Origin of the sequence: Streptomyces sp. NPDC003023 (assembly GCF_042888225.1) — a bacterium.
GTDB lineage: Bacteria > Actinomycetota > Actinomycetes > Streptomycetales > Streptomycetaceae > Streptomyces.
On record NZ_JBIAPL010000010.1, the window covers coordinates 173,049 to 199,040 of the forward strand.

General features: G+C 71.7%; 24 protein-coding genes. 14 read left to right on the forward strand and 10 right to left on the reverse strand.

Annotation, left to right across the window (positions count from 1 at the left end):
• Window positions 1-198: 198 nt before the first annotated feature.
• The 5 genes from ACFYV1_RS28055 (at window position 199) to ACFYV1_RS28075 (ending at window position 6,516) form a co-directional block, all read left to right on the forward strand.
• Window positions 199-2,091, forward strand: a complete 1,893-nt coding sequence (locus ACFYV1_RS28055) for a methylmalonyl-CoA mutase family protein (RefSeq protein WP_389398379.1) — start codon at window positions 199-201, stop codon at window positions 2,089-2,091.
• Entirely contained in the window at window positions 2,091-4,298 is a 2,208-nt protein-coding gene (gene scpA / locus ACFYV1_RS28060) for a methylmalonyl-CoA mutase (protein WP_389398380.1), read from the forward strand. The genes ACFYV1_RS28055 and scpA overlap by 1 nt, the downstream gene beginning before the upstream one ends.
• A 4-nt stretch (window positions 4,299-4,302) precedes the next feature.
• On the forward strand, window positions 4,303-5,298 hold the full coding sequence (gene meaB, locus ACFYV1_RS28065) for a methylmalonyl Co-A mutase-associated GTPase MeaB (protein ID WP_389398381.1): 996 nt from the start codon (window positions 4,303-4,305) through the stop codon (window positions 5,296-5,298).
• 235 nt (window positions 5,299-5,533) lie between these two features.
• Window positions 5,534-5,962, forward strand: coding sequence for a CBS domain-containing protein (locus ACFYV1_RS28070; RefSeq protein ID WP_389398382.1), 429 nt, complete (start codon window positions 5,534-5,536; stop codon window positions 5,960-5,962).
• A 2-nt stretch (window positions 5,963-5,964) separates the two neighbouring features.
• A complete protein-coding gene (locus ACFYV1_RS28075; RefSeq protein ID WP_389398383.1) occupies window positions 5,965-6,516 on the forward strand; it encodes a type 1 glutamine amidotransferase domain-containing protein in 552 nt (183 codons plus the stop codon).
• 155 nt (window positions 6,517-6,671) lie between these two features.
• On the opposite strand, the gene ACFYV1_RS28080 is transcribed toward ACFYV1_RS28075, so the two are convergent.
• Window positions 6,672-6,917: a DUF6158 family protein gene (locus tag ACFYV1_RS28080; RefSeq protein WP_389398384.1), complete on the reverse strand. Its 246-nt coding sequence runs from the start codon at window positions 6,915-6,917 to the stop codon at window positions 6,672-6,674.
• Between the two features lie 97 nt (window positions 6,918-7,014).
• Between ACFYV1_RS28080 and ACFYV1_RS28085 the strand changes: the two genes are divergently transcribed.
• The 3 genes from ACFYV1_RS28085 (at window position 7,015) to ACFYV1_RS28095 (ending at window position 11,343) form a co-directional block, all read left to right on the forward strand.
• A complete protein-coding gene (locus tag ACFYV1_RS28085; RefSeq protein WP_389398385.1) occupies window positions 7,015-8,133 on the forward strand; it encodes a Vms1/Ankzf1 family peptidyl-tRNA hydrolase in 1,119 nt (372 codons plus the stop codon).
• Window positions 8,130-8,801 (forward strand): endonuclease, encoded by a 672-nt coding sequence (locus tag ACFYV1_RS28090; RefSeq protein ID WP_389398386.1) that lies wholly within the window; start codon window positions 8,130-8,132, stop codon window positions 8,799-8,801. The genes ACFYV1_RS28085 and ACFYV1_RS28090 overlap by 4 nt, the downstream gene beginning before the upstream one ends.
• A gap of 256 nt (window positions 8,802-9,057) precedes the next feature.
• Window positions 9,058-11,343 carry a SpoIIE family protein phosphatase gene (locus ACFYV1_RS28095; RefSeq protein WP_389398387.1) on the forward strand — a complete coding sequence of 762 codons (2,286 nt, stop codon included), beginning with the start codon at window positions 9,058-9,060 and terminating at the stop codon, window positions 11,341-11,343.
• A gap of 121 nt (window positions 11,344-11,464) precedes the next feature.
• Here the strand turns inward: ACFYV1_RS28095 and ACFYV1_RS28100 are convergent, their stop codons facing one another.
• The gene (locus ACFYV1_RS28100) at window positions 11,465-11,740 is read right to left on the reverse strand and encodes a hypothetical protein (RefSeq protein ID WP_389398388.1); all 276 of its coding nucleotides are present in this window, start codon (window positions 11,738-11,740) and stop codon (window positions 11,465-11,467) included.
• Window positions 11,741-11,791: 51 nt separating this feature from the next.
• The gene (locus ACFYV1_RS28105; protein ID WP_389398389.1) at window positions 11,792-14,737 is read right to left on the reverse strand and encodes a HAMP domain-containing protein; all 2,946 of its coding nucleotides are present in this window, start codon (window positions 14,735-14,737) and stop codon (window positions 11,792-11,794) included.
• 252 nt (window positions 14,738-14,989) lie between these two features.
• On the opposite strand from ACFYV1_RS28105, the gene ACFYV1_RS28110 reads away from it, so the two are divergent.
• Window positions 14,990-15,919 (forward strand): SigB/SigF/SigG family RNA polymerase sigma factor, encoded by a 930-nt coding sequence (locus ACFYV1_RS28110; RefSeq protein ID WP_389398390.1) that lies wholly within the window; start codon window positions 14,990-14,992, stop codon window positions 15,917-15,919.
• Here ACFYV1_RS28110 and ACFYV1_RS28115 read toward each other — a convergent pair.
• Window positions 15,882-16,340 (reverse strand): ATP-binding protein, encoded by a 459-nt coding sequence (locus tag ACFYV1_RS28115; RefSeq protein WP_389398391.1) that lies wholly within the window; start codon window positions 16,338-16,340, stop codon window positions 15,882-15,884. The two genes, ACFYV1_RS28110 and ACFYV1_RS28115, sit on opposite strands and share 38 nt — an antisense overlap.
• Before the next feature lie 14 nt (window positions 16,341-16,354).
• Window positions 16,355-16,765 carry an STAS domain-containing protein gene (locus ACFYV1_RS28120; protein WP_389398392.1) on the reverse strand — a complete coding sequence of 137 codons (411 nt, stop codon included), beginning with the start codon at window positions 16,763-16,765 and terminating at the stop codon, window positions 16,355-16,357.
• Window positions 16,766-17,036: 271 nt separating this feature from the next.
• On the opposite strand from ACFYV1_RS28120, the gene ACFYV1_RS28125 reads away from it, so the two are divergent.
• From ACFYV1_RS28125 to ACFYV1_RS28140, 4 genes are all read left to right on the forward strand, one after another.
• A complete protein-coding gene (locus ACFYV1_RS28125; RefSeq protein WP_389398393.1) occupies window positions 17,037-17,732 on the forward strand; it encodes a hypothetical protein in 696 nt (231 codons plus the stop codon).
• Complete coding sequence (locus ACFYV1_RS28130; RefSeq protein WP_389398394.1) at window positions 17,719-17,973, forward strand: BON domain-containing protein; 255 nt, start codon at window positions 17,719-17,721, stop codon at window positions 17,971-17,973. Before ACFYV1_RS28125 ends, ACFYV1_RS28130 begins: the two co-directional genes overlap by 14 nt.
• A complete protein-coding gene (locus ACFYV1_RS28135; protein ID WP_389398395.1) occupies window positions 17,970-18,722 on the forward strand; it encodes a metallophosphoesterase in 753 nt (250 codons plus the stop codon). Before ACFYV1_RS28130 ends, ACFYV1_RS28135 begins: the two co-directional genes overlap by 4 nt.
• Window positions 18,723-18,905: 183 nt before the next feature.
• On the forward strand, window positions 18,906-19,739 hold the full coding sequence (locus ACFYV1_RS28140) for a SigB/SigF/SigG family RNA polymerase sigma factor (RefSeq protein WP_389398396.1): 834 nt from the start codon (window positions 18,906-18,908) through the stop codon (window positions 19,737-19,739).
• On the opposite strand, the gene ACFYV1_RS28145 is transcribed toward ACFYV1_RS28140, so the two are convergent.
• Window positions 19,720-20,913, reverse strand: a complete 1,194-nt coding sequence (locus ACFYV1_RS28145) for a PAS domain protein (RefSeq protein ID WP_389398397.1) — start codon at window positions 20,911-20,913, stop codon at window positions 19,720-19,722. The genes ACFYV1_RS28140 and ACFYV1_RS28145 overlap by 20 nt on opposite strands.
• Window positions 20,914-21,011: 98 nt before the next feature.
• On the opposite strand from ACFYV1_RS28145, the gene ACFYV1_RS28150 reads away from it, so the two are divergent.
• A complete protein-coding gene (locus ACFYV1_RS28150; RefSeq protein WP_389398398.1) occupies window positions 21,012-21,692 on the forward strand; it encodes an ANTAR domain-containing response regulator in 681 nt (226 codons plus the stop codon).
• A 28-nt stretch (window positions 21,693-21,720) separates the two neighbouring features.
• Here ACFYV1_RS28150 and ACFYV1_RS28155 read toward each other — a convergent pair whose 3' ends face one another.
• The 4 genes from ACFYV1_RS28155 to ACFYV1_RS28170 form a co-directional block, all read right to left on the reverse strand.
• Entirely contained in the window at window positions 21,721-23,211 is a 1,491-nt protein-coding gene (locus ACFYV1_RS28155; protein ID WP_389398399.1) for an MFS transporter, read from the reverse strand.
• Between the two features lie 26 nt (window positions 23,212-23,237).
• On the reverse strand, window positions 23,238-24,476 hold the full coding sequence (locus ACFYV1_RS28160; protein WP_389398400.1) for an aromatic acid exporter family protein: 1,239 nt from the start codon (window positions 24,474-24,476) through the stop codon (window positions 23,238-23,240).
• Window positions 24,477-24,548: 72 nt separating this feature from the next.
• Window positions 24,549-24,803 (reverse strand): DUF5133 domain-containing protein, encoded by a 255-nt coding sequence (locus ACFYV1_RS28165; protein ID WP_389398401.1) that lies wholly within the window; start codon window positions 24,801-24,803, stop codon window positions 24,549-24,551.
• A gap of 157 nt (window positions 24,804-24,960) precedes the next feature.
• On the reverse strand, window positions 24,961-25,992 hold the full coding sequence (locus ACFYV1_RS28170) for an iron-containing redox enzyme family protein (protein WP_389398402.1): 1,032 nt from the start codon (window positions 25,990-25,992) through the stop codon (window positions 24,961-24,963).

A 25,992-nucleotide genomic window follows, 5' to 3' on the forward strand; every position in this document is an offset into this window, starting at 1 on the left:
CACCTGCTTCTCTCTGTCGTACGGTCCGGTTGCGGGTACCCGACTGCGGTAGCGGCATGCGTGCGGTGCCGGGGCGTGAGGCCCGTGGCTGCGGGGCGGATAGGGCACGCCACGCAATGGATCAAGGGGGAGCCGGAGAGGGCAAGGTCACAGCCGTGGGCACTGCCGTGACTCTGGGTGCTGTCCTAACATCCGAGCATGACGGTCCTCCCCGAAGACGGGTTCTCACTGGCCGCCGACTTCCCGGATGCGGACCATGAGCAGTGGCGGCGCCTGGTCGAAGGCGTGCTGCGCAAGGCAGGCAAGGACGCGCCCGGCGCGGCGGCCGAGGCCGCGCTGTCCACCGCTCTGGAGGACGGGATCACCACCCGTCCCCTCTACACCGCCGACGGTCTCGCGGACGCCGCGGGCGCGGCGTCCTTCCCCGGGTTCGCCCCGTTCACCCGCGGTGGCACCGCGCAGGGCGCGTCGGTGGCCGGCTGGGACGTGCGCCAGCGCCATGAGCGGCCGGACGCGGCCCGTACGAACGAGGCGGTCCTCGCCGACCTGGAGAACGGCGCCGCCTCGGTGTGGCTGGCCGTCGGCGAGGCCGGTGTGCCCGTGGAAGGGCTGGCCACGGCGCTGGACGGTGTCCACCTGGACCTGGCTCCCGTGGTGCTCGACGCGGGTGGTGCCTTCGACGCGGCGGCCCGCGAACTGCTTGGCCTGTACGAGAAGCGTGGGGTGGCGCCCGAGGCGGCGCTCGGCCGTCTCGGTGCGGATCCGCTGGGCCATGCCGCGCGCACCGGCCGCCACGCGGACATCGAGGAAGGTGCCGCTGCCGCGGCCGCACTCGCCGCCCTGTGCGACAAGTCGTACCCCCAGCTGCGATCCGTGAGCGTCGACGCGCTCCCGTACCACGAGGCAGGGGCGAGCACCGCCCAGGAGCTGGGCTGCTCGCTGGCGACCGGCGTGTTCTGGCTGCGTGAGCTGACCGCCGCCGGGCTGGACGCGGAAGCGGCCTGCGGGCAGCTGGAGTTCCGGTACGCGGCCACCGCCGACCAGTTCCTGACGATCGCCAAGCTGCGGGCGGCACGCCGGCTGTGGGCGCGGGTGGCCGAGGTGTGCGGGGTGAGCGGCACGGCGGCCGCCCAGCGCCAGCACGCGGTGACGTCGGCCGTGATGATGACGCGGCGCGACCCGTGGGTGAACATGCTCCGCACGACGGTCGCCTCGCTGGCCGCGGGCGTCGGCGGCGCCGACGCCGTGACGGTGCTGCCTTTCGACCACGCGCTGGGCCTGCCGGACGCGTTCGCGCGCCGCATCGCCCGCAACACGTCGACCATCCTGATCGAGGAGTCGCACCTGGGCCGGGTCGTCGACCCGGCGGGCGGGTCCTGGTACGTCGAACAGCTCACGGACGAACTCGCGCGGGCCGGCTGGACATGGTTCCAGGAGATCGAGCGGGCCGGCGGCCAGGCCGCCGCGCTCCGCGGCGGGCTCGTCGCTGACCGGATCGGTGCCGCGTGGGAGGACCGCCGGCGGAAGCTGAGCTCGCGCCGCGAACCGGTCACCGGTGTCAGCGAGTTCCCGCTGCTCACCCAGCCGGCGGTGGAACGGGACCCGGCCCCCGCCAGGCCGGCCGGCGGACTGCCCGTGGTGCGCCGCGACGAGGCGTTCGAGGCACTGCGGGCACGTTCCGACGCGCATCTCGCGGCGACGGGAGCCCGGCCGAGGGCGTTCATCGCGGCGCTCGGCCCGGCCTCCGCGCACACCGCGCGGGCCGGTTTCGCCGCCAATCTCTTCCAGGCGGGCGGGATCGAGCCGGTCCACGACCCGGTGAGTGTCGACGCGGCGTCCGCGGCAGCGGCGTTCACGGCGAGCGGCGCCCGCGTGGCGTGCATCTGCTCCAGTGACGCGCTCTACGCGGAGCAGGCCACCGAGGTGGCCGGGGCACTGAGGGCGGCAGGCGCACTGCGGGTGTTCCTCGCCGGGCGACCCGGCGAACAGCGTGAGACGTACGAGAGGGCCGGTGTCGACGAGTTCGTCGTCGCGGGCGGCGACGCTGTCGCCGTGCTGACCACGGCCCTCGACCGGATCGGAGTGGCGTGATGGGCATCCCGGACTTCACGGGGATCGAGCTGGGCACCGCCGCGGCGGAGAAGGCCGACGAGGAGCAGTGGCGCGAGGCCGTCCGGGCCGCCACCGGCAAGGATGCCGGTGAGCTGGTGTGGGAGACACCGGAAGGCATTCCGGTGCAGCCCCTGTACACGGACCGGGACCTGGCGGACGTCGACTTCCTGGGGACGTATCCAGGTGTGGCGCCGTATCTGCGCGGCCCGTACCCGACGATGTACGTCAACCAGCCCTGGACGATCCGTCAGTACGCCGGGTTCTCCACCGCGGAGGAGTCGAACGCCTTCTACCGGCGCAATCTGGCGGCCGGGCAGAAGGGCCTGTCGGTCGCCTTCGACCTGCCGACGCACCGCGGCTACGACAGCGACCACCCGCGGGTGACCGGCGACGTCGGCATGGCGGGTGTGGCGATCGACTCGATCTACGACATGCGGCAGCTGTTCGACGGCATCCCGCTGGACCGTATGAGCGTGTCGATGACGATGAACGGCGCGGTGCTTCCCGTGCTCGCGCTGTACATCGTGGCCGCGGAGGAGCAGGGCGTACCGGCCGAGAAGCTGGCGGGGACCATCCAGAACGACATCCTCAAGGAGTTCATGGTCCGCAACACCTACATCTATCCGCCCGGCCCCTCGATGCGGATCATCTCCGACATCTTCGCGTACACGTCGCAGAAGATGCCGCGCTACAACTCGATCTCCATCTCCGGCTATCACATCCAGGAGGCCGGAGCGACGGCCGATCTGGAGCTGGCGTACACGCTCGCCGACGGCATGGAGTACCTGCGCGCCGGGATCGCGGCGGGCATGGACGTGGACGCGTTCGCGCCCCGGCTGTCGTTCTTCTGGGCGATCGGCATGAACTTCTTCATGGAGGTCGCGAAGCTGCGGGCGGCCCGTCTGCTGTGGGCGAAGCTGGTCGCGCGGTTCGACCCGAAGAACCCCAAGTCCCTGTCGCTGCGCACCCATTCGCAGACGTCGGGCTGGTCGCTGACCGCGCAGGACGTCTTCAACAACGTGACCCGCACCTGTGTCGAGGCGATGGCCGCGACACAGGGCCACACCCAGTCGCTGCACACCAACGCCCTCGACGAGGCGCTCGCGCTGCCGACCGACTTCTCCGCCCGCATCGCCCGCAACACCCAGCTGCTGCTCCAGCAGGAGTCGGGGACGACCCGCGTGATCGACCCGTGGGGCGGCAGCGCGTACGTCGAGAAGCTGACGCACGACCTGGCCCGGCGTGCCTGGCAGCACATCCAGGAGGTCGAGGCGGCGGGCGGCATGGCGAAGGCCATCGACGCCGGCATCCCCAAGCTGCGGGTGGAGGAGGCGGCTGCCCGCACCCAGGCCCGTATCGACTCCGGCCGGCAGCCGGTCATCGGCGTCAACAAGTACCGGGTGGAGACCGACGAGCAGATCGACGTGCTCAAGGTGGACAACTCCCAGGTGCGGACCCAGCAGATCGAGAAGCTGCGGCGGCTGCGCGAGGAGCGCGACGAGGCCGCCTGCCAGGACGCGCTGCGCGCCCTGACGGCGGCGGCCGAGTCCGGCCCGGCGCAGGGCGGCGGCCTGGAGGGCAACCTGCTGGCGCTGGCCGTCGACGCGGCCCGTGCCATGGCGACCGTCGGCGAGATCTCCGACGCCCTGGAGAAGGTGTACGGACGGCACTCCGGCCAGATCCGTACGATCTCGGGCGTGTACAGGAACGAGGCAGGCATGTCACCCGCGGTCGACACGACCCGCGCCCTGGTCGAGGAGTTCGAGCAGGCCGAGGGCCGCCGCCCGCGCATCCTGGTGGCCAAGATGGGCCAGGACGGGCACGACCGCGGCCAGAAGGTGATCGCCACCGCGTTCGCCGACCTCGGCTTCGACGTGGACGTCGGCCCGCTGTTCCAGACGCCCGCCGAGGTGGCGCGGCAGGCGGTCGAGGCGGACGTGCACATCGTCGGCGTCTCGTCGCTGGCGGCCGGGCATCTGACGCTGGTGCCCGCGCTGCGCGAGGAGCTGGCGGCGGAGGGACGCGACGACATCATGATCGTCGTCGGCGGGGTGATCCCGCCCCAGGACGTCCCCACGCTGCTGGAGATGGGCGCGGCGGCCGTCTTCCCGCCCGGCACGGTCGTCCCGGATGCCGCCAGGGACCTGGTGCGTACCCTGGCGACCGCACTCGGCCACGAGCTGTAGGCCCATGCCGCGGAAGATCGACATCGACGCCTACGCCAAGGGTGTCCGCGACGGTTCGCGGGCGTACGTCGCCCGTGCCGTCACGCTGGTGGAGTCCAGTCGCCCTGACCACCGGGTGCTGGCCCAGCAGTTGCTGACGGAGCTGCTGCCGTTCGCCGGTGCGGCGCGCAGGATCGGCATCAGCGGGGTGCCCGGCGTCGGCAAGTCCACGTTCATCGACGCGCTCGGTTCGATGCTCACCGGGCTCGGGCACCGGGTGGCGGTCCTCGCCGTCGACCCGTCGTCCACCCGGACCGGCGGCTCGATCCTCGGCGACAAGACCCGGATGGAGCGTCTGGCTGTGGACCCGGCGGCGTTCGTACGCCCCTCCCCCAGCTCGGGGACGCTTGGCGGTGTCGCCAGGGCGACCCGGGAGACGATGGTCGTGATGGAGGCCGCCGGCTACGACGTGGTCCTCGTGGAGACGGTCGGGGTCGGCCAGTCGGAGACCACCGTGGCGGGCATGGTCGACTCGTTCCTGCTGCTCAGTCTCGCCCGCACCGGCGACCAGTTGCAGGGCATCAAGAAGGGCGTGCTGGAGCTGGCCGACGTGGTCGCGGTCAACAAGGCCGACGGTCCGCACGAGCGCGACGCCCGCTCCGCCGCGCGGGAACTGGCCGGGGCGCTGCGGCTGATGAACCCCGCGGACGCCGCGTGGACCCCGCCGGTGCTGTCGTGCAGCGCCCGGGAGGGCAGCGGTCTCGACACGGTGTGGGACCGGCTCGAACAGCACCGCCGCGTGCTGGACGCGAGCGGCGCTCTCGACGCCAAGCGCCGGGAGCAGCAGATCGAGTGGACGTGGTCGATGGTCCACGACACCCTGCTGGACCGGTTGCGCGGCCACCCCGGCGTACGCGCGCTGGCGCCCGGTCTCGAACAGCGGGTCCGAGACGGGGAGTTGACCGCCACGTTCGCCGCCGAACGCATCCTCGACGCCTTCGGCGGCCCGGAGCCGCGGTAGGGGGCGGGCCGGGCGCGGAGGTCCGCCGATTCTCCGCGCCCGGCCCGTTCTCCCATCCCATGGCCGCTCGGCCGATCTTCGGGTCCCCGCCTCCGGCGGGTCCAAACCCCGCACCGGTGAACCGGTGCGCCGTTCGGCCCTTCCTTTCGTGTCACCGCCGCTCGACCTGGGTACTCGCCTCCGTCAGCCGCCCTGAACAGGTTGGTACGTGACGAACGACGGAAGGCGAGCAGTAATGGCACAGTTCGTGAGAGAAGTCATGACGGCCGGTGTGGCGGCGGTACGGCCGGATGCCTCACTCGTCGAGGCCGCTCGGCTCATGCGGGACCTGGAGATCGGCGACGTACTGGTCGCGGACGGCGACGCGGTGGTCGGAGTGCTCACCGACCGGGACATCACACTCCGCTCGGTCGCCGAGGGCGCGGATCCCGTCGGTGTCAGCGCCTCCTCCGCGTGCACCCCCGACCCGGTGTGCGTGGCGCCCGGCGACTCGGTCGACTCGGCCGTCCGGCTGATGCGCACCCACGCCGTGCGCCGGCTGCCGGTGGTGGAGGACGGCCGGCCGCTGGGGGTGGTGAGCATCGGCGACCTGGCGGCTGCCCAGGATCCCGGCTCGGCGCTGGCCGAAATCAGTCTCGCGGCGAGCAACAACGAGAGGAGCTGAACATGCTGATCGCATTTCTGACGGCCCCCGAAGGCGTGGAGCAGGTCGAGCTCACCGAGCCCTGGAAGGCGGTGAGCGACGCGGGCGACGAGCCCCGGCTGGTCTCGACGGCCTCCGGCCGGGTGCAGGCCTTCGACCACCTCGACAAGGCGGACACCTTCGCCGTCGACCAGGTCGTTTCGGACGCGTCGGCGGACGAGTTCGGCGCCCTGGTGCTGCCCGGCGGTGTGGCCAACCCCGACGCGCTGCGGATGGACGACGACGCGGTGGCGTTCGTGAAGGCGTTCTTCGAGGCGGGGAAGCCGGTCGCGGCGATCTGCCACGCGCCGTGGACGCTGATCGAGGCGGACGTCGTACGCGGCCGGACCATGACGTCGTGGCCGAGTCTGCGCACGGACCTGCGCAACGCGGGCGCCGAATGGGTCGACGAGAAGGTCCAGGTCTGCGAGAACGCGCCCGGCACGCTGATCACCAGTCGCAAGCCGGACGACCTCGAGGCGTTCTGCGAGGCGTTCACCGCCGTATTCGCGAAGGCCTCCGGCACGGGCCACTGACGCTGCGGCCGCACGGGTGACGCCGGGGCCGCGCGGGTGACGCCGGGGCCGCGCGGGCGGACCTGCCGGGCGCGGACCGGTCCTGCGGTCCGCGCCGGGGCCGGTTCCGTCCGCGGCCCCGCCCCGCTCGTCATCCGCTCATGCTCGTCATCCGCTCATGAGTGCCTCGACCGCGCGCCCGAGCGGGTACGGCCCGACGCCACGGGCCGCTCCGGGTGACGCCGCAGGTATTCGGCCTCCAGGTCCGCCATGCGCACGTTGTGGGCCTCCAGGGCCGCGGCCGAAGCGTAGAGCAGGGTGTCGTGGCGGCTGCGGTGGATGGTCTCCAGTTCCCGCAGCAGATCCTGTTCGCCCAGCTCAGCCGGGTCGACGCCGGTGTGCCGGTGCTGGCTCTCGTTCACGGCAATCCCCTTCCGGTGGTGCTGGTCGTGGCGTGTTGTGGATCGCCTTGCGGGTACCCGCTCGTGACGCGATACCCGGCCTCCCAGGGAGGAAGTCATGCAGCTCTCGTTTCTCACCCCTCTCTACGAGCGCCCGGGCCCGTGGGCGAGTGTCCATCTCGACACCGGCTGGGAGAACGAGTCCACCACGGCCCGGCGCGAACTCCAGGCCCGCGACGTGTGCGACTCCCTCGCACGCCGGGGAGCGGACGACGCGACGGGACGCGCCGTGTACGACGCGCTGATGTCACGGCCCGGGCCGGTGCACGGGGCGGGTCGCGCCGTTTTCGCCACCGCCGGTCAGGTGGTCCTCGATCCCCCGCTGGCCACGCGTCCGCCCGCTCCCGTCGACGTCCGGTGGTCCGCGCTGCCGCATGTGGCGCCACTGCTGGACCTCGCGGCCCGGGAACCGATGTGCGTCGTCGCGTACATCGACCGGCTGGGCGCCGATCTGGAGGTGCGCACCCCGCTCGGCAGCCGGGCCGCCGGAGAGGCACGCGGCAGGGACTGGCCGATCCACCGCACCGGGCGTGACGACTGGTCGGAGCGGCACTTCCAGCAGAGCGTCGAGAACACCTGGGACCACAACGCCGCGGAGGTCGCCTCCGCCGTGACGGCCTGCGCCGAGGACGTCGGCGCCGACCTGATCGTGCTCGTGGGCGATCCGCGCGAGCGCCGGGCGGTCCACGACAAGCTGCCCTCGAAGCTGCGGCCGCTCGCGGTGGAGAGCGAGCACGGCGGCCGCGCTGAGGGCTCCGCGACCCGGCTGCTCGACGAGGACATCGAGCACGCGCGGCGCGAGCACACCCTCCGTACGGCCGACGAGCAGCTGGACCGGTTCCGTTCCGCCCACGACGCGACCGCGGAGGGCGTGCCGGCCCTGCTGGAGGCGGCGCGGGAGCACCGGATCGCCGAGCTGTTCGTACGCCCGGACGGGGCCGACACGCACCGCGAGGTGTGGGTCGGGGGTGACCCCGACCAGGTGGCCGTGCGCCGCTCCGAGTCGCAGTACCTGGGCGACACCCGCCCGTCGTCGGCGCGCGCCGACGACGCGCTGCTGCGGTCGGCGACGGTGACCGGAGCGGAGGTGCAGAGCGTGCCGGCCGAAGGCGACATCCCGGTCGGCGGGCTCGGCGCACTGCTGCGCTGGCCGTACGAGGAGATGGAACGGCGATGAGCGCCGGGCGGCCCCGGAGCACGGCGCGGCAGCGCGACGTGCTCCACGCGCTGGTCGACGACCACGGCCGCACGTACGCGGAGGAGGCCGGGATCACGCTGCGGGACACCCCGCAGCCGCTGTACCGGCTGCTCGTCCTCGCGCATCTGCTCAGTGCCCGTATCCGCGCGTCCGTGGCACTCGCCGCCGCCCGTGAACTGAGCGACGCCGGGATGCGCAGTCCGCGGGCCATGGCGGAGGCGTCGTGGCAGGACCGTGTCGACGCCCTCGGCCGCGGCGGTTACCGCCGCTACGACGAGCGCACGGCCACGCAGCTGGGTGACGGGGCGGAACTGCTGATCGAACGCTACGGCGGCGATCTGCGCCGGATGCGCAGACAGGCGGACGGTGATGCCGACGAGCTCCGCGGCATGCTGCGGGAGGTCCCCGGTCTCGGCCCCGCCGGTGTGAACATCTTCCTGCGGGAGGTGCAGGGCGTCTGGCCGGAGGCCGGACCTCTGCTGGACGAGAAGGCCCTGCAGGGGGCCCGTCGCCTGGGAGTGGGCGACGATCCGCGCACGCTGCTGAAGCTGGCGGACGATGTCGATCCGGCGCATCTCGCGGCCGGTCTGGTGCGCGCGGCGCTGGACAAGGAGCTGGCCGAAGCGGTTCTGGCGCACGCCGCCTGAGACGGGCGCGCCCCGGCTGCCGCGGGCGGTGCCTCCCGTGGCAGCCGGCGTACCCGTGCCCCGCCCGGCGCGCAGAGCCGGAGCGGGGCGGGCGGAGCCGGAGCGGGGCGGGGCGGGCGGAGCCGGAGCGGCCGGACCGGGGCACGGAAGGCGGGCCGTACCCGGCCGGACCTGGGCGATACGCGTAAAATCTGACCGGTCGCGATCACCACCGGTCTGGTCGCCCGGCTGCTCGACGATGGGAGTGGTCCTGATCATGCCTGCCCAGGGTCCCGCGTCGGCGGGCGACGGGCAGCGCCGGCCGAAGGCGCTCGTCGTCCGCCTGACGGAGGAGAACACCGCCCTCCGCGAGGAGCTCACCCGGCGCCATCTGACCGACCTGGCGACGGGCATTCTCGCGGCGCAGCTGCGCACCTCGCCGTCGGACGCCGCTGAACATCTCGCCCGGCTGGCCGAGTCGGCGGCGCTGAGCCGCGAGGACATCGCCGCCGACATCGTGAACGGTGTCGCCGGGAGCATCTCCGTCACCGCGCCGGGTGCCCCGGCGGACACGCCGGACGTGGACGGGGCCTCGCCGCACACCGAAGCACGACGACTGCGCCAGGTCGTCACCGCTGCCGAGGCCGCGGACACGGTGGCCAGGGGCGCGGCCACTCTGCTCGAAGGCGGTCTGCGCCCGCTCGGCGTGGAGGCGCTGTGGCTGTGGGAGGTGACCGGGTCCGGCTGTCTGCGGCTCGCCGGGCACGCCGGGGTCGGCGCGCTGGAGGCGTCGCAGTGGAAGTGGATCCCCCCGGCCTCTCCCGTACCGATCCGCACGGCCTTCGCCGACGGATCACCCGTGTGGCTGCCGACGGGCCCGCCGGAGGGGGAGATCCTGCCCGGCCCGTCGGAGCATGCGGCCCGCGCCGTGATTCCCCTCCGGTTGCGGGGCAGGACCATCGGGCTGGCGCTGGCCGTCTGGCCGGACAGCTGCGACCTGGACGACAGACTCCGTGCCGCGCTCAGGGGACTGGTCGAGGTCGCCGCGAGAGTTCTGGGCGCCGAGCCGTCGGCGCCGTCCGAGCAGCCCGCGCTCGACGACCTGCTCGACGCGCTGGTCCACCCCGCGATGACCCTGAAACACGATCCGCAGACAGCGGCTCTGCTGGTGGAGCACGTCAACGGTCCGGCGGGCGAGGCGCTGGGCGGCTCCCAGCAGGCCGTGGGCCGTTCTCTCGAGGCCGCGTTCCCCCTGATCCACGCCGACCTCGAGGCCATGGCGCGGCGGGCCCACCATGCGAACATCCCGCAGCGGGCGGCGCGGCTGCCCGCGGAGCACCGGGCCGGCTCCCGCGGGCCGCTCCTGGATCTGCGGATGCTGCCGTCGGGCCCCGGCCGGAGCGTGGCTCTGTGGCACACGTACACCGACCGCCGTACCGCTGTGGGGCGTGCTGTCGGCAGGCTGCAGGGACTCGCCCTCTTCGAGGACGATCTGGGCACGGGGACGTCGACGTGGACCGAGCAGACGTACGCCATCTTCGGCATGACACGCGAGTCGGCGCCCCTTCCGCTCACCGAACTCGGGCCGCGCGTGCACCCCGACGACGCGGGCGAACTGGCCGAGCTCCTGACGGACCTCGTCGAGCGGCGCAAGGGGGCGGCCGCGGTCGTCCGGGTGATCCGTCAGGACGGCGGCCTGCGCCATGTCCGGATCGCCGCGGAACCGCTGCTGCACGGGGCCGCCCTGTCCGGCATCACGGGCGTCTACCAGGACATCTCCGCCGAGTACCACACCGAGGTGGCTCTGACCGCCACGTTCGACCAGCTCACGGCCGTACGTGCCCAGGCGACGCTGCGCCACAGGCTGGTGCTCCAGCTTCAGCAGGCGATCGTGCCCGAGATGCCGTCACCGGCGCAGCTGCCGGGGCTCAGCGCGGCGGCCCGCTACCGCCCGGCGGCACACGAGTACAGGGTGGGCGGCGACTGGTACGACATCCTGCCGCTGCCCGGCGGGAAGGTGCTGATGGCGGTCGGCGACATCGCGGGACACGGCATCGACGCGGCGACCGGCATGGTGGCCCTGCGCAACGCGCTGCGCGGACTCGCGTTCACCGGGCACTCCCCCGGCCGTCTCATGGCTCTGCTGAACGAGGTGACCCTGCACACCGCCGGGCATCCGACGGCCACGGCGCTGTGCGCGATGTACGACCCCGCCGACCGGATGCTGCGCTGGGCGAGCGCCGGCCATCTGCCGATCCTGCTGCTGCGCCGCGGGACGGCGCGGTTGCTCGACCCGCCGCAGGACGTGCTGCTGGGTGCCGTGCACGCGCCGGTCTACAAGGAGGCGACGACCCAGCTGGACGCGGGCGACACGCTCATGCTCTACACCGACGGGCTGGTCGAGCGCCGCCACGGCGGACTCGACGAGGGGCTGGCGGCACTGCGCCGCACCGCGGAGCAGTTGACGGCGTCCGCGGTGGACGAGCAGGTGGAGCGGCTGCTGCACGCGGCCACCGGCGACACGGACGACGACACCAGCCTCATCGCGGTGCGCGTCGACTGACGCCTCGCCCTGGCGCGGACCACCGCCCGGCTCGTGCCCGCGACGGCTTCGCTCACCGGACAGGGCTTCAGAACGCCGCGCGTGTCCTGCTCGCGCGGGCCCCGGGCCGTGGCCTCTTCGGCTATCCGTTGCGCTTGGTGCGCCGGTGGCGGCCGTGGGGCTTGGCCTCCGCGGCCTCCGCCCGGCCCTCCTCCTGACGGCGCCGCCCCTCCTCCTTCATCCGTTCGTTCTCCAGAACGATCCCGTCGGACTCCTTCATCCGGCCCCTCAGCTCCTTGAGCTTCGCCTTGGCCTTGCCCATCGCCGCCGCCTCCATGATCGTCTCTGCGGTGTGCCGTCCGGTGTTTCGTGCCCTGCCGTCCGTGCAGGCGCGGGTTCCCGGGACGTGCCTCCTCACACGTCAACAAACACATCCCCGGCACGCATCCCGCGCGGTGGCACCGGCACGTCAGCGGCGGCCCTGCTCCAGCCACAGCCGGATCTTGGTCACCAGGTGTTCCGCGTCCACCGGTTTGGGCACGTAGTCGTCGGCTCCGGCGGCGAGCGCCTCCGCCCGGTCGCCCGGCATCGCCTTCGCGGTGACGACGATGATCGGCACGTCGGCGGCGTGCGGGAGCCCTCTGATCGCCTCCATGGCCGCGTACCCGTCCATGCCGGCCATCATCACGTCCATCACGACGAGGTCGATCTCCTGATGGTCGCGCACCATGTCGATGCCGGTCCTGCCGTTGTCCGCCTGGAGGACGTGGACGCCTTCGTGCTCGAGCAGTTCGGTGAGGGCGAAGACGTTCCGGGTGTCGTCGTCGACGACCAGGACGGTGCGGTCCGTCACCGGCGCGCCCGACGGCGGGACCGAGGCGGGCCGACCGCGGATCTCCTCGCCCGGTTCCGCCTCGGTGGAGCCCCGCCGGTGCACCGGCAGGTACAGGGTGAAGGAGCTGCCGCGGCCGGGGGTGCTCTGCGCCTCCAGGGCGCCGCCCAGCAGCCGGGCGACCTCCCGGCTGATCGACAGCCCGAGGCCGGTGCCGCCGTAGTGGCGCGACGTGGTTCCGTCGCCCTGCTGGAACGCCCCGAACATGCTCTCCAGACGGTCCGCGGGGATGCCGATGCCCGTGTCGACCACGCGGAAGGCGACGACGGGGCCGAAGTCCCGAACCGCGGGCGGCAGTTCCTCCTCGTGTGCGAGGGAGACCCGCAGCTCGACCCGCCCCTCGTCGGTGAACTTGAGCGCGTTCGACAGCAGATTGCGCAGCACCTGGCGCAGCCGGGACTCGTCCGTGGTCAGCCACTGCGGCGCGTCCGGCTCCGCGACGGCGTCGAAGGCGAGCTCCCGCTCGGTGGCCACCGGCCGGAACGTGGCCTCGACGTGTTCCATGAGCCCGCTGAGCGGGAACTCCGCCGGGTGGATCGGCATCTTGCCCGCCTCCACCTTGGACAGGTCCAGGATGTCGTTGATCAGCTGGAGCAGGTCGGAGCCGGCGGAGTGGATGACCTCGGCGTAGTCGACCTGCTTCTCCGTGAGGTTGCCCTCCAGGTTCTGTGCGAGCAACTGGGCCAGGATGAGCAGGCTGTTGAGCGGTGTGCGCAGCTCATGGCTCATGTTGGCCAGGAACTCGGACTTGTACATCGAGGTACGGGACAGCTGCTGTGCGCGGGCCTCGAGTTCCTGGCGGGCCTGTTCGATCTCCAGGTTCTTGCGCTCGATGTCGCGGTTGCGGTCGGCGAGCTGCGCGGCCTTCTCCTTGAGTTCGGCGTTGGAGCGCTGGAGCTCCCCCTGGCGCGCCTGGAGTTCCTTGGACTGGGTGCTGAGCTCCGCGGTGAGCCGCTGCGACTGGTCGAGGAGTTCGTCGGTGCGGGTGTTGGCGATCAGCGAGCTGACGTTGACGGCGACCGACTCGATCAGCTGGTCGAGGAAGTCACGGTGGAGGGCAGTCGGAGGCTGTACGGCGGCGAGTTCGACGACTCCCAGCAGCTGCTCCTCGACCACGAGGGGCAGCACGATCAGATGGCTCGGATCGACCTGGCCGGTGCCGGAGAAGACCGTCGCGTAGCCCGGCGGAAGGTCGTGCACCTCGACGGTGCGCCGGCTGCGGGCGGCCTGCCCGACCAGGGACTGCCCGAGCCGGATACGGCGTCCCTGCCCGGTCGTGTCGTCCTGTGCACCGTACGAGGTGATCATGACGAGGTCGACCCCGCGGTCGCTCTCCTCCGCGAGGAAGAAGCCGCCGTACTGAGCTCTGACCAGTGGCGGCACCTCGTGCATGATCAGCTCGGCGACCGCGTAGAGGTTGCGGGTGCCCTGCATGAGGCCGGAGATCCGGGCCAGGTTGGTCTTGAGCCAGTCCTGTTCCTCGTTGGCGCGGATCGTCGCCCGCAGCGACTCGACCATGGCGTTGATGTTGTCCTTGAGGTCGCCGACCTCGCCGGGCGCCTCGACGGTGATGGAGCGTGTGAGGTCTCCCTCCGCGACCGCGCTGGTCACCTCGGCGATGGCACGCACCTGGCGGGTCAGGTTGCCGGCGAGTTCGTTCACGTTCTCCGTGAGCCGTTTCCATGTGCCGGAGACGCCCTCCACCTCGGCCTGGCCGCCGAGACGTCCCTCGCTGCCGACCTCGCGGGCCACCCTGGTGACCTCGGCCGCGAACGACGACAACTGGTCGACCATCGTGTTGATGGTGGTCTTCAGCTCGAGGATCTCCCCCCGCGCGTCGACGTCGATCCTGCGGGTCAGGTCGCCACGGGCGACCGCGGTGGTGACCTGGGCGATGTTGCGCACTTGGTTGGTGAGGTTGTTCGCCATGGAGTTGACGTGGTCGGTCAGGTCCTTCCAGGTGCCCGACACACCGCGGACCGTGGCTTGTCCGCCGAGGCTGCCGTCGGTCCCGACCTCGCGGGCGACGCGGGAGACCTCCTCCGCGAACGACGACAGCCGGTCGACCATCGTGTTGATGGTCTCCTTGAGCTCCAGGATCTCCCCCCGCGCGTCGACCCGGATCTTCTGGGTGAGGTCGCCGCGGGCGACCGCGGTCGCGACCTGCGCGATGGAACGGACCTGGGAGGTGAGGTTGTCCGCCATGGTGTTGACGCCGGATGTGAGCTCCCGCCACACCCCGCCGACCTGCGGGTCCCTGGCCTGCCCGCCGAGCAGGCCCTGTCCGCCGACCTCGCGGGCCACGCGGGTGACCTCGGACGTGACGAGGGACAGTTGGTCGACCATGCCGTTGTAGATGGCGGCGATCTCGCCCAGCAGGCCGGCGTCGTAGGGCAGCCGCACCGACAGGTCGCCGTCCCGTACGGCGGTGAGCCCGGCCAGCAGCTTCCTGAGCCCCTCCTCGCTCAGCTCCGCTGGAGGCCGGCCCCGCTGGGGCTCGGGCGTACCGGTGGACGCGTCCATCGCAGACCTCGCGCTGTCGTGACGTACGGCGCCAAGGTCCGACCTCCGGTCTCCGTTGGAGCGGCGCCGCCCCGGCATCCACTGTGGCACGGGGACACTTTCACGACACCCCGGCAGCGGCGTCCTGCCGGGCACCCCGCTCCCGAATTGCTTCGAACCAGCCCAAAGGGGAATCATCAGTCCATAAGGAGCGCGCCCGACGGTCCCGCTGCAGCCGACAGCGCCGGCCCCCCGCCCGTCGAAGGAGCCTCGATGTCCACCTCGACGCACAGCCCGCAGTCCGGCGGTATCCGCACGGGGAACGCGGAATCCTCCGCCGGTCCACGCCGACGGCCCGGCACGGCCGCGAGTGCCGTGCTGGACGATCTGCCGGACATCCCCGATCCGCGGACGGTCAGCCCGGCGGACGCCCGAGCACTGTCGGTGACGCTGTTCCAGCGGCTGGCCGAACTCGAAGAGGGCAGGCCCGAGTACTCGTACGTACGGAACACGCTGGTCGAGCTCAATCTGAGCCTCGTCAAGTTCGCGGCGCTGCGGTTCGCCAACCGGGCGGAGCCGATGGAGGACATCATCCAGGTGGGCACGGTCGGGCTGATCAAGGCGATCAACCGGTTCGAGATCGAGCGCGAGGTCGAGTTCGCCTCGTTCGCGCTCCCCACGGTGGTCGGCGAGATCAAACGGTTCTTCCGGGACGCCAGCTGGTCCGTTCGGGTGCCGCGCAGGCTCCAGGAACTGCGGATCGACCTCGCCAAGGCGCTCGACGTACTGGAGCAGCAGCTGGGGCGAAGGCCCTCCACGGCGGAGCTGTCCGAGTACCTGCACGTCAGCGAGGAGGAGGTCGTCGAGGGTGAGCGCGCCGCGAACGGCTACACGGCGCAGTCGCTCGACGCCACGGTGAACGACGAGGACGTGGCCAACACCGTCACCCGTCGCCTCGGCAGGGACGACCCCGCCTACGACATCATCGACTCCCTGGAAGCGCTCAAGCCGCTGATCGCGATGCTGGACGAGCGCGACCGGCTGATCCTGGCGCTGCGCTTCCGGGAGGAGCTGACGCAGGCGGAGATCGGCGAGCGGCTCGGAATCTCCCAGATGCACGTCTCGCGGCTGCTCTCCCGCATCCTCGAGAAGCTGCGGCACGGGATCATGGACGACCCGCCCGCCGCCCCGGACCAGGACTGAGCCGGATCTCCAGCCACACCACCTTGCCGGTCCCGCGCGGCTCGGAACCCCAGGTGTGGGCCAGCCGTTCCAGGATGATCAGCCCGTGTCCGCCGGGCTGGGAGATGTCGCTCTGTGCCCTGGGCGTGGGCTCCCGCGGGTCGGCGTCGGCCACCTCGACGCGCAGCCGGCCCTGCGGCCGGTCGAGTGCCAGGACCAGTTCCCGGGGGCCACCCGCGTGCAGGCAGGCGTTGGTCACCAGCTCGGACACCAGAAGCAGCACGTCCTCGACGACGTCGTTGTCCTCGCCCGGGCCGTTCACCGTCCATCCCCAGTCGGCCAGCGCCTGCTCGGTGAAGTCGCGGCAGCGGCTGACCACCCCCTTCATGCCGAACAGCACCAACCGGCGAGTCTGCCCGTGCCCGCCGTGGCCCGTGTTCATCCGGCACTCCTTCGTCAGGTGGACCGCTCGTCGGCCAGCGCTTCGTCCACATCCGCGTACACCCGGAACACCGCGTACGCCCCGGTGATCTCGAACATGCGCGCCACCGGCGGCCGCAGAGCGGCGAGTGCGACGTGCCCGCCCGTCTCCTGGGCGGTGAGCCGCCCGTGCAGCAGTACGTTCAGTCCGGTGGAGTCGCAGAACAGCAGGTCCGCGCAGTCGACGAGGACCCGAGCAGCACCCGCCTCCAGGTGCCGAGTGATGGCCGCCCGCAGGGGCTCGGCCGTGTCGTGGTCGAGTTCGCCGCTCAGTGAGAGGACGACGGTGCCGCCCTGCCGCCGTGCGGCGACTCCGAACCGCTCACCTCCGGAAGAGGTCTCCTCCTCCGGAGGCTCCTCCGGCGGCCGGGTCGCTCCCGAGACCATGGGCCTCCGCCTCCTCGACACTCGTACCGGCGCTCGTGCGGTTGCCGGGGCGTCCGATCGCGGCCGCCTGTGGCCGTTCGGGTACCCGGCGCGGGCGGCGCCACACCGCCGCCACGCCGAGCAGGCCCACCCGGCCCGCTCCGGGCAGACTACGACCACCCGAACACGGATCAACTACCGTCAAAGGGGTACCTGTCGTTTCCTCACTCACAGCGTCCACGGGGGACCACCTCCCAGGAACCAGAGACGGACCCAGGACGGAGCACCGCCGATGAACCACACCAAGGACGCGGCCCGGCCGGGAGCTGTGCCCCTGGCCCAGGGGCACGACGAGGATCTCGCCGCGGCCGGCGTGGCACCGGTCCTCGCCGACGGCCCGGACGAACTGCCGCAGGACCACACCCAGGCCATCCTGCAGGCCACCAAACAGGTGGGCGCGCTGCTCAAGGCGTCGGGCTATCCGTTCGCCCTGGTGGGCAGCGTGGCCGCCTACGCCCACGGAGTGCCCACCCGACTGCAGCACGACTCCGACTTCTGTCTGCGCAGGCAGGACGCGGAAGGCGTGGTGCAGACCCTCATCGAAGGCGGGATCCAGGTCGTCTCACCCCCGGAGGACTGGCTGGTGAAGGCGAGGACGGGCGGTGAGGAGATCGACCTGATCTTCGAGCTGGCACACCGACCGGTCACCAAGGAGATGCTCGACCGGGCCGAGATCCTCCCGGTCGACTCCGTGCACATGCCGGTACTCGCCCCGTCCGACCTGATGGAGAGCCGGCTCACGGCACTGTCGGAGCACCACTGCGACTTCGGCGCGCTCCTTCCGGTCGCCAGGGCGCTGCGCGAGCGCGTCGACTGGGACCGTATGCGCCGTGACCACGCCGCCTCGCCCATGCCTGACGCGTTCCTCTACCTGCTGGAGCGGCTGGACGTCATCCCGCCGCGGGAGGTGCCCCGTGAAGGATCCTGAGGCCTCCGACTACCGCATCGCGCGGCTGCGCGAGCGGCTCGCGGAGGACGAGATCTCCGAACTCGGCGTACAGATCGACATGCGCGGCGGTTACGTGCACCTGTGGGGCACGGTCTCCAGCGCCGCGTGCAGGACGGAGATCCTGCGCATCGCAGATACCGAACTCGGCGGGCTCCCGGTGCGGGCCGACCTCACGGTCGCCTGCGCCACGGCCCCCGAAGGGCCCGAGGAGCTCGAGTGATCCGTGTCGCCGCCGTGGGAGACATCCATCTGTCGCCGGACAGCCGGGGGCTGCTGCGCCCGGCGTGGGAGACGCTCGGCGACTGCGCCGACATGCTGCTGCTGGCCGGGGACCTGACCCGGCACGGCACGGTCGAGGAGGCCGAGGTGGTGGCGGCGGAGATCAAGGGACTGCCGGTGCCCGTCGTCGCCGTGCTGGGCAACCACGACTACCAGAGCGACCTGCAGGACGAGGTGACGAGCGTGCTCGAGCGGGCCGGCGCGACGGTCCTCGAGGGCGACGGCACCGTGCTCGACGTCGGCGGCACCAGGGTCGGCATCGCCGGCACCAAGGGCTTCGGGGGCGGCTTCGCGGGCCGCAGCGCCGGTGAGTTCGGCGAGCCGGAGATGAAGGCGTTTGTCCGCTACAGCCGCCGCTGCGCGGCGGATCTGGCCCGCTCCCTGCTGGACCTGCGGGAACAGGAGTGCCAGGTGCGCATCGCCCTGACGCACTTCTCGCCGGTGCCGGACACCCTCGCCGGGGAGCCCCTGGAGATCTATCCGTTCCTCGGCAGCTATCTGCTCGCGGAGGCGGTCGACGACACGGAGGCCGATCTGGCCGTGCACGGCCACGCCCATCTCGGCACCGAGCACGGGATGACCGCGGGGGGTGTGAAGGTCCGCAACGTCGCCCAGCCCGTGATCGGGCACGCCTTCGCCGTGTACCACCTGCCGGTGAACGCGAGGATCGACGCACCGGCGGTGGGCTGAGCGACACAGCCGGCCGGGCGGGAGGTTTCAGCCGCACAAGCCCGGGCAGGTGCGTCATGTGCTTCGGACAGGAGGCACGCCCCGTGGGAGCGGATGCTCCGGGCGCGTCAGGTCCCTGTCCGTCTTCCTCGGGTCAGTCGGTACGGCAGTGCAACCCCCCATACCCCAGGGAGTCGCGACATCATGCCCACGTTCGCTCAGACCAAGCACTCGCACTCGGACGCCCCCGACACGGCTGCGGCCTTCCGCAGGATGGCCGAGCTGGACGACGGGCCGGAGCGGCAGCAACTGCGACGGGAAGTCGTGTCGGCCTGGCTGCCGATGGCCGAGCGGATCGCCGGCCGGTTCCGCAACCGCGGCGAGTCCCTCGAGGATCTGCAACAGGTCGCCGCACTCGGCCTGGTCAAGGCAGTGGACCGGTACGACCCGTCCCGCGGCGCGTTCGAGAGCTTCGCGGTGCCCACCGTCGTCGGCGAGGTCAAGCGGCACTTCCGCGACCACATGTGGGCCCTGCATGTGCCCCGGCGCGTGCAGGATCTGCGCAACCGTGTCCGGTTCGCCCGCCAGGACCTGGTCCAGACGGTGTCGGGACGTGCCCCCACGGTCGCCGAGATCGCCGAGCGCGCCGGAATCTCGGAGGAGGACGCCCTGGTCGGCCTGGAGGCGCTGGAGAGCTTCACGGCGCTGTCCCTCGACGCGGAGCTTCCCGGTGCCGACGACGGCTACTCGCTCAGCGACACGCTGGGCTCCGCCGACCCGGCCATCGACGTGCTCGTCGACCGTGAGGCGGTCAAGCCGGGCCTGCGCAAGCTGCCCGAGCGTGAGCAGAACATCCTCTACATGCGCTTCTTCCGCGACATGACGCAGAGCAGCATCGCCCAGACGCTCGGGATCTCGCAGATGCACGTGTCCCGGCTGATCAGCCGGAGCTGCGATCAGCTGCGCAACGAGGTCATGCGGGACGAGATCAGGCGTGACGACGCCGGCGGCGACGAGTTCATGCGCCGCGCCGCATAGCCAGCGCCACATGCCTCGAGACCACGTCCACGGCGCGTGCGTGCGCCATCGAGAAGGCGGGTGCGCTTCCGCTGCGGAACAGCGACAGCACTCCCAGGACCTGGTTCTCGCCCTCCCGGCGGGTCTGTACCGGCACGCACATCAACGACGTCACGTCGGCCTGCACGAGCACCGAGTCGCCGCCCTCGTCCCGGCCGAAGCATTCCAGGTCCTCCGGGCGCGCCTGGAGGACCGAGGCGGCCTCCGCGGCGCAGTCCACGACGATCGGGCAACCCGCGGGGTCCTGCGCCGCGATCCGCGCCGTCAGCGCCCCCGCTCCGGGCGGCCCCTGAACGGCCGTACGGCGCAGCCCGGATCCGGTGACGAGGTCGGCCACCACCCAGTCCGAGCCGTGCGAGGCGAGGACCGCCGCGGCGGCGGCCAGTGCCGCTTCCGGCTTGCCGGCAGGAGCACCGAGCAGTGCGGTCGTCATGCCGTCGAGGAGGTCCATCTGCGCCGCGTGCGCGGCTGCTTCCGCGAGATCGGGAGCGGTGACACGGCGCAGCCGGGGCGCGGTGCGGGTGCCGTCGTCGCCGGGTCCGCCCGCCAGGTCACCGGCACAGTCGTCGCCCGCCGTGCCGTGGACCGGATCGGACTGGAGGACCATCAGGACGGCGGGCTGCGGCTCGTTGGGAGGGCGCAGGGCGGTGAGTGTCGCGCGCAGCGACTCCCCCGGCCGCTGCTGAAGGCGCACCCGCAGGCTGCGCGGGCCCTCGCCGCGCACGACGGCCGCCGCCTGTGACCGCAGGGCTCCGCGGTCTGCGGGTCTGAGCAGCCCGGACAGCGGGCGCCCGGCGGCGAAGCCGGACCGTACGCCGGTGATGTCGGTGGCGGCGAGGTTCATCCGCCGGACGACCGTGTCGCCCTCGATGAGGGCGACGGGCAGTGGCAGCCGCTGGAACAGGGCGCGCAGCAGCTGGAGCTCGGTACGGTCCGCGGCGGCACGGGCGGAGCCCTGCGTCGCGAGGCGCTCGTACTTCGGCCACAGCGTCTCGGCGACGTGCTGCAGTTCGAACAGGGCCGCGTCGAGCAGGGGCCGCTGTTCGTCCGGCGGGAGCCCCCGCGCAGCTCTCAGCTCACCCACCCGGCGGACGAAATCCTCGAGGTCCTCGCCGAACTCATCGCTCTGGGCCATGGGAGCAAGTTATCCGACATCGCGGCGCGCATGCGCCCGGCCAGGGGGTTTGTGGTCCGGGGAGGCGGGCAACCGCACCTGCGGAAAGGGAGGAAAGAATGCTGCCCCCGCCGGAACTCACCGTGGAACCCGCAGTCACCGCTCGTGACCTCTCCGACTTCACAGAAGCGGCGATGCGTTGCGTCGAGACCTGCTGCGGCGCCGCCACGACGGTCACCGACGGCTCGTCGGAACGCCGCGCGGCAACCACACACCCCGATCTGTCCACTCTGATCTCGGTCGAGCTCGACACGGGCGAGGGCCCGACGTCGAGCGCTCTGGACGCGGGCGAACCGGTCGGGGCCAGCGACCTGCTGGACGAGGAGCGCTGGCCCGACTACCGCGCCGCGGCCCTGGACTCGGGAATCCGTTCCAGTGTCACGATGCCGTTCCGCCGCGGGGAGGTGGAGGTCACGCTCAGTCTCTACAGCTTCCGGCCCGGGACGTTCGCGCATCTGGCCCACCATCCGGTGATCGTGCTGGGAGAGCAGTTCGCCCAGGGACTGGTGCGCGACCATCACTACCGGGCGGCGCTCGCCCAGGTGAACCAACTCGAGACGGCGCTCGACTCACGCGCCGTCATAGACCAGGCCAGCGGCATCCTCATGCACGCCATGGGCTGCGGGGCCGGGGAAGCCTTCGACATGCTCCGGCGCATCTCGCAGCGCTCCAACCGCAAGCTGAGCGCCGTCGCCGAGGAGATCGTACGCAGCAGGGGGCGCGGCCTGCGGGAGCAGTAGGCGCGCCCCCGCCGCCGCGGGCCGTGGTTCAGCCGGCCCGCGTGCCGGTGCCGCCGTCGCTCTCGGCGGCGGCGACCGACAGCGGGGTGGCGATCTCCTCGAGGGGCCTGCGCTCCGCGGCGACGGCGAAGAAGACGGCGACCACTCCGGCCGCGACCATCAGAGCCGCGCCGATGGAGAACGCCAGGACGGCGTCGGCGACCACACCGCTCGCCGTCAGTTCGGCGAAGATCAGCGGGCCGGAGATGCCGCCGGCCGCCGTACCGATGGCGTAGAAGAACGCGATGGCCATCGCGCGGGTCTCCATGGGGAAGATCTCGCTGACCGTGAGATAGGCGGAGCTCGCCCCCGCGGAGGCGAAGAACAGCACCACGCACCAGCAGGCGGTCATCGTCGTGGCGGTCAGTACACCGGCCCCGAACAGCCATGCCGTGCCGAAGAGAAGCAGGCCGGAAAGGATGTACGTTCCGGCGATCATGGGTCGTCGCCCGACGGTGTCGAACAGGCGGCCGAGCAGCAGCGGTCCGAGGAAGTTTCCGAACGCGATGACGGCGAAGAAGTATCCGGTGCTGCCGCTGGACACGTCGAAGAACCGCACCAGGATCGAGCCGAACCCGAAGGTGATGGCGTTGTAGAGGAACGCCTGGCCGATGAAGAGCGAGAATCCCAGCACGGCCCGTTTGGGGTAGGCACGGAACAGCGTGCGGCCGATCTCGATGAAGCCGACGCTGCGGCGCTGGTGGATGGTGATGGCGGTCTCCGGCTCCGGCAGCCGCTCGCCCTTCTCCTCCTCGATTTCCCGTTCCACGTCGGCGACGAGTTTCTCCGCCTTCTCGGAGCGGCCGTGGATGAACATCCAGCGTGGACTCTCGGGCACGTGGCGGCGTACGAGCAGGATCACCAGGCCGAGAACGACACCGAGGGCGAAGGTGAGCCGCCAGCCGACGTCGATGGCGAAGATGTCGGTGTCCAGCGCCACGACGGACAGCAGCGCACCGCCCATGGCGCCCAGCCAGTAGCTGCCGTTGATGATGAGGTCCACCCGGCCCCGGTACTTGCTGGGGATCAGTTCGTCGATCGCCGAGTTGATCGCCGCGTACTCCCCGCCGATGCCGAAACCGGTCAGGAAACGGAAGAGGAAGAACCACCAGACGGAGAACGACACGGCGGTCAGCGCGGTCGCGGCGAGGTAGACGGCGAGCGTGACGAGGAACAGCCTCTTGCGCCCGAACCGGTCGGTGAGCCAGCCGAAGAACAGCGCCCCGGAACAGGCCCCCGCCACGTACAGCGCGGCGGCCATGCCCGTCACCTGGGCATCGGTGATGGGAAGTCCGCTGCCCTCCTCCGAGAGCCGGCTGGCGATGTTGCCGACGACGGTCACCTCGAGACCGTCGAGGATCCACACGGTGCCGAGGCCGATCACGATCATCCAGTGCCACCGTGACCAGGGCAGCCGGTCGAGCCGGGCGGGAACCTTGGTGGTGACGGTGCCTGTCTCCGCGTCGGAAGTGGGACTCATCGGGTCGGTGCCTCCTGTTCGGCGGTTCAGCGGGCGGTGCTTCTGCGCGGGGTTCTGCCCCACACCCAGTCACGGAGCGCGGACAACCGCGGGCGTTTCTCCCGGCGTTCCCGGGTGTGGCGGTCGAGTTCCTCCATGAGGCGCCGCGACCGGTGGTCCATGTCCAGCTCGTCGAGGATCCGGTCGATCTCCGTGAGCAGCGCACCGTGCAGTTGCCATTGCCGCGGCTGCCGCTGGACGCCCTGGAGCAGCAGGTCCGCGGCGTTGTCGCGGCTGGTGCGCGCGGCGGCGAGCTCCCCGGTGAGCCGCTCCTCCGCGGCGTCGGCGCTCTCGCTGGTCTGGGTGGTGACGAGGACGGCGAAGCTCACGAGGGTGTCGGCGACGTGCGCGAGGAGCTCCTCGAGCGCGACGCCCACCTCGTGGCCGAACAGATCCTCCTCCCGGCGTTCCTTGGCCAGGTCGGTGAGGGTTCGGGCCAGCACACGCAGCACGACGGCGCAGATCTCCAGCGTGTCGAGGCCGGTGCGGAGCACGATGCGGTGCAACAGGCCTTCCTTGACGCGCGGGTTGAAGCGGAGGCTGTCCTCCGCCTGGCGCAGGGCGGCGTCGACGTCGGCGATGTCGTTGTCGAGCCTGCGGGCTTCGTGGAGCCGCTCCGCCGCGCGTTCGACCGGGGTGTGACTGGTCAGCTCCTCACCGATGCGCAGCAGCAGCTGCCGCATGCGGCGACCGAGGTCCTCGATCGAGTCCCCCGCGGCCTCGACCCAGACCGGGGGCACGAACAGGACGTTGAACAACAGGCCCACGACGGCGCCGATGAGCGTCTCCAGCACCCGGTCCCAGGCGGTGTCCGTCACCTGGGTCACGCCGAGTACGAGCATGGCGCTGATGGCCACCTCGGGGACGAACTCGTCGACGCGTACGAATCTGCCGACGACCAGGGAGGCCAGGATGATCAGCCCGAGGCTCCACCAGGTCAGTCCGACCAGCGCGCTGAAGCCGATGGCGATGAGCACACCGACGACGACGGAGTTGACCCGGCGGATCCCGGTCGTGAGCGTGGAGTAGAGGGTGACCTGGACGACGAGGAGCGCGGTGAGCGGCGCCGTCAGCGGGGGCGCCTGGCTCTCGAGAAGATGCAGGGCGACCACGTAGGAGATGGTCGCCGCCGCGGTCGATCGGACAGTCTGTACAACGGCCGGCTCCTTGCTCCGGCTGACGATGCCGGCCACCGGTGCGCGGAGCCTCGTACGAACCTCAGACACCTCGGTCCTTCCCCGCTCCCTGGCCCGGACGCGGTTCGCCGGCGGTTTCCCGCCGGTGTGTCCGGTGCCCCGTCAGCGCCCGGCGGATGCCGCGCCTTCGCCGACGGCCGGAGCAGCACCCGGCCTGATCCGACGGCCCACATACGTCTCGGCCGCGAGCAGGGCGTCGCGGGCCGTGCGCTCGCACATCAGGACACACAGTGTGTAGGCGGTGTCCTCGAACCGTCTGCGGGCGGAGTCGTCGTGCGGAGCGGCGAGGACGTAATGTTCCTGCGCCCGGTAGCGGGCAATCAGCCTGGTGATCACACTCGTGTCGGGCATCAGCATCGTGGTCTCCCGGTTTATGCGGCCCCCTGACACGGCGGAGCGAGGTCCGTCCGGTGCCTCATTGTGAACCGGAGCGGTCCAGTCCGCCACACAGCTGGCTACTGTAGGTAATCGTTGGTGTGTGAGGTGGGTACGGCACGCCGGAAGTGCCGCATTGTCAGCTGCTTTCCGGCTCCCACAGGGGCGTCCGCAGGCTCGTCGAACCGTTCCGCCATGCCGCCAGGAGGCGGTCCGCCAGCCGGTCCTCCAGACAGGTCGTGGCCGCGATCCCGAACGCCACGTCGGCGGCGAGGGCGGGTTCGTCGGCCAGCAGGCCGCCGATGACGTCCCGGCGCACGATCTGCTCGTGCACGGCGTCCGCGGTCACGTGCTCCGCGTAGAAGTGCTCGGCCGCCGGTCCCGCTCCGGTGCGGCGCATGGCCTGCGCGAGCCGGCGTGAACCGGGCGAGGAGGTCACCTCGACGGTGGCGAAGTGCCCCACCAGCGCGCCCCGGTGGGCGCGGTGCAGCCCGAGGAGCGACATGAGGTTGACGCCCGCGAGCATCTCGGCGGACGCCGCGTCGACGTAGCGGCCGTAGGCGGTGTCCAGCCCGAGATCCGTCATCAGGTCGGCGAACAGGCGCGCGTGCACCCGCTCGGCCCGCCCGCCGCCGAACTCGTCGTACTCCACGGCGACGAACGCGGCCTTGGCCCTCCCCCGCAGCCGCGGGATCACCCAGGCGTGCGGGTCGGCCTCCTTGAGGTGGTAGAGGGAGCGCTGGGCGGCGTACTCGCGCAGCTGCCACAGCCGGCCCTCGTCCCTGAGGAAGTGCGACACTCCCGTGCCGTCGACGGGTTCGACGAGCAGTTCGTCCAGGGCCTCGTGCACATCGGCGTGGCCGGCGGTGCGCTCACGGAGCTCCGCGAGGAAACGGCGTTCCAGGGCCGCGCGCAGGCCGAGCAGCCCGGGTTCCCACTCCCAGGCCGCGTCGACGCCGCGAAAACCCCGGTAGTGCAGCTCGTAGCAGAGATAGAGGGCGAGTTGCAGATCGTCGCCCAGGGGGTCGGCGTCACGGGCGGCGCCCGGCTGGGGCACAGCGCCGCCCACCGGGCCGCGCAGGGCGTCGACCACGCCCTGCGACAGCTCTCCGCGCGCGCCCGGCAGTTCGGCCTCCGCGGGGCCCTCCCGGTCAGGGGTCCTGTCAGGCAT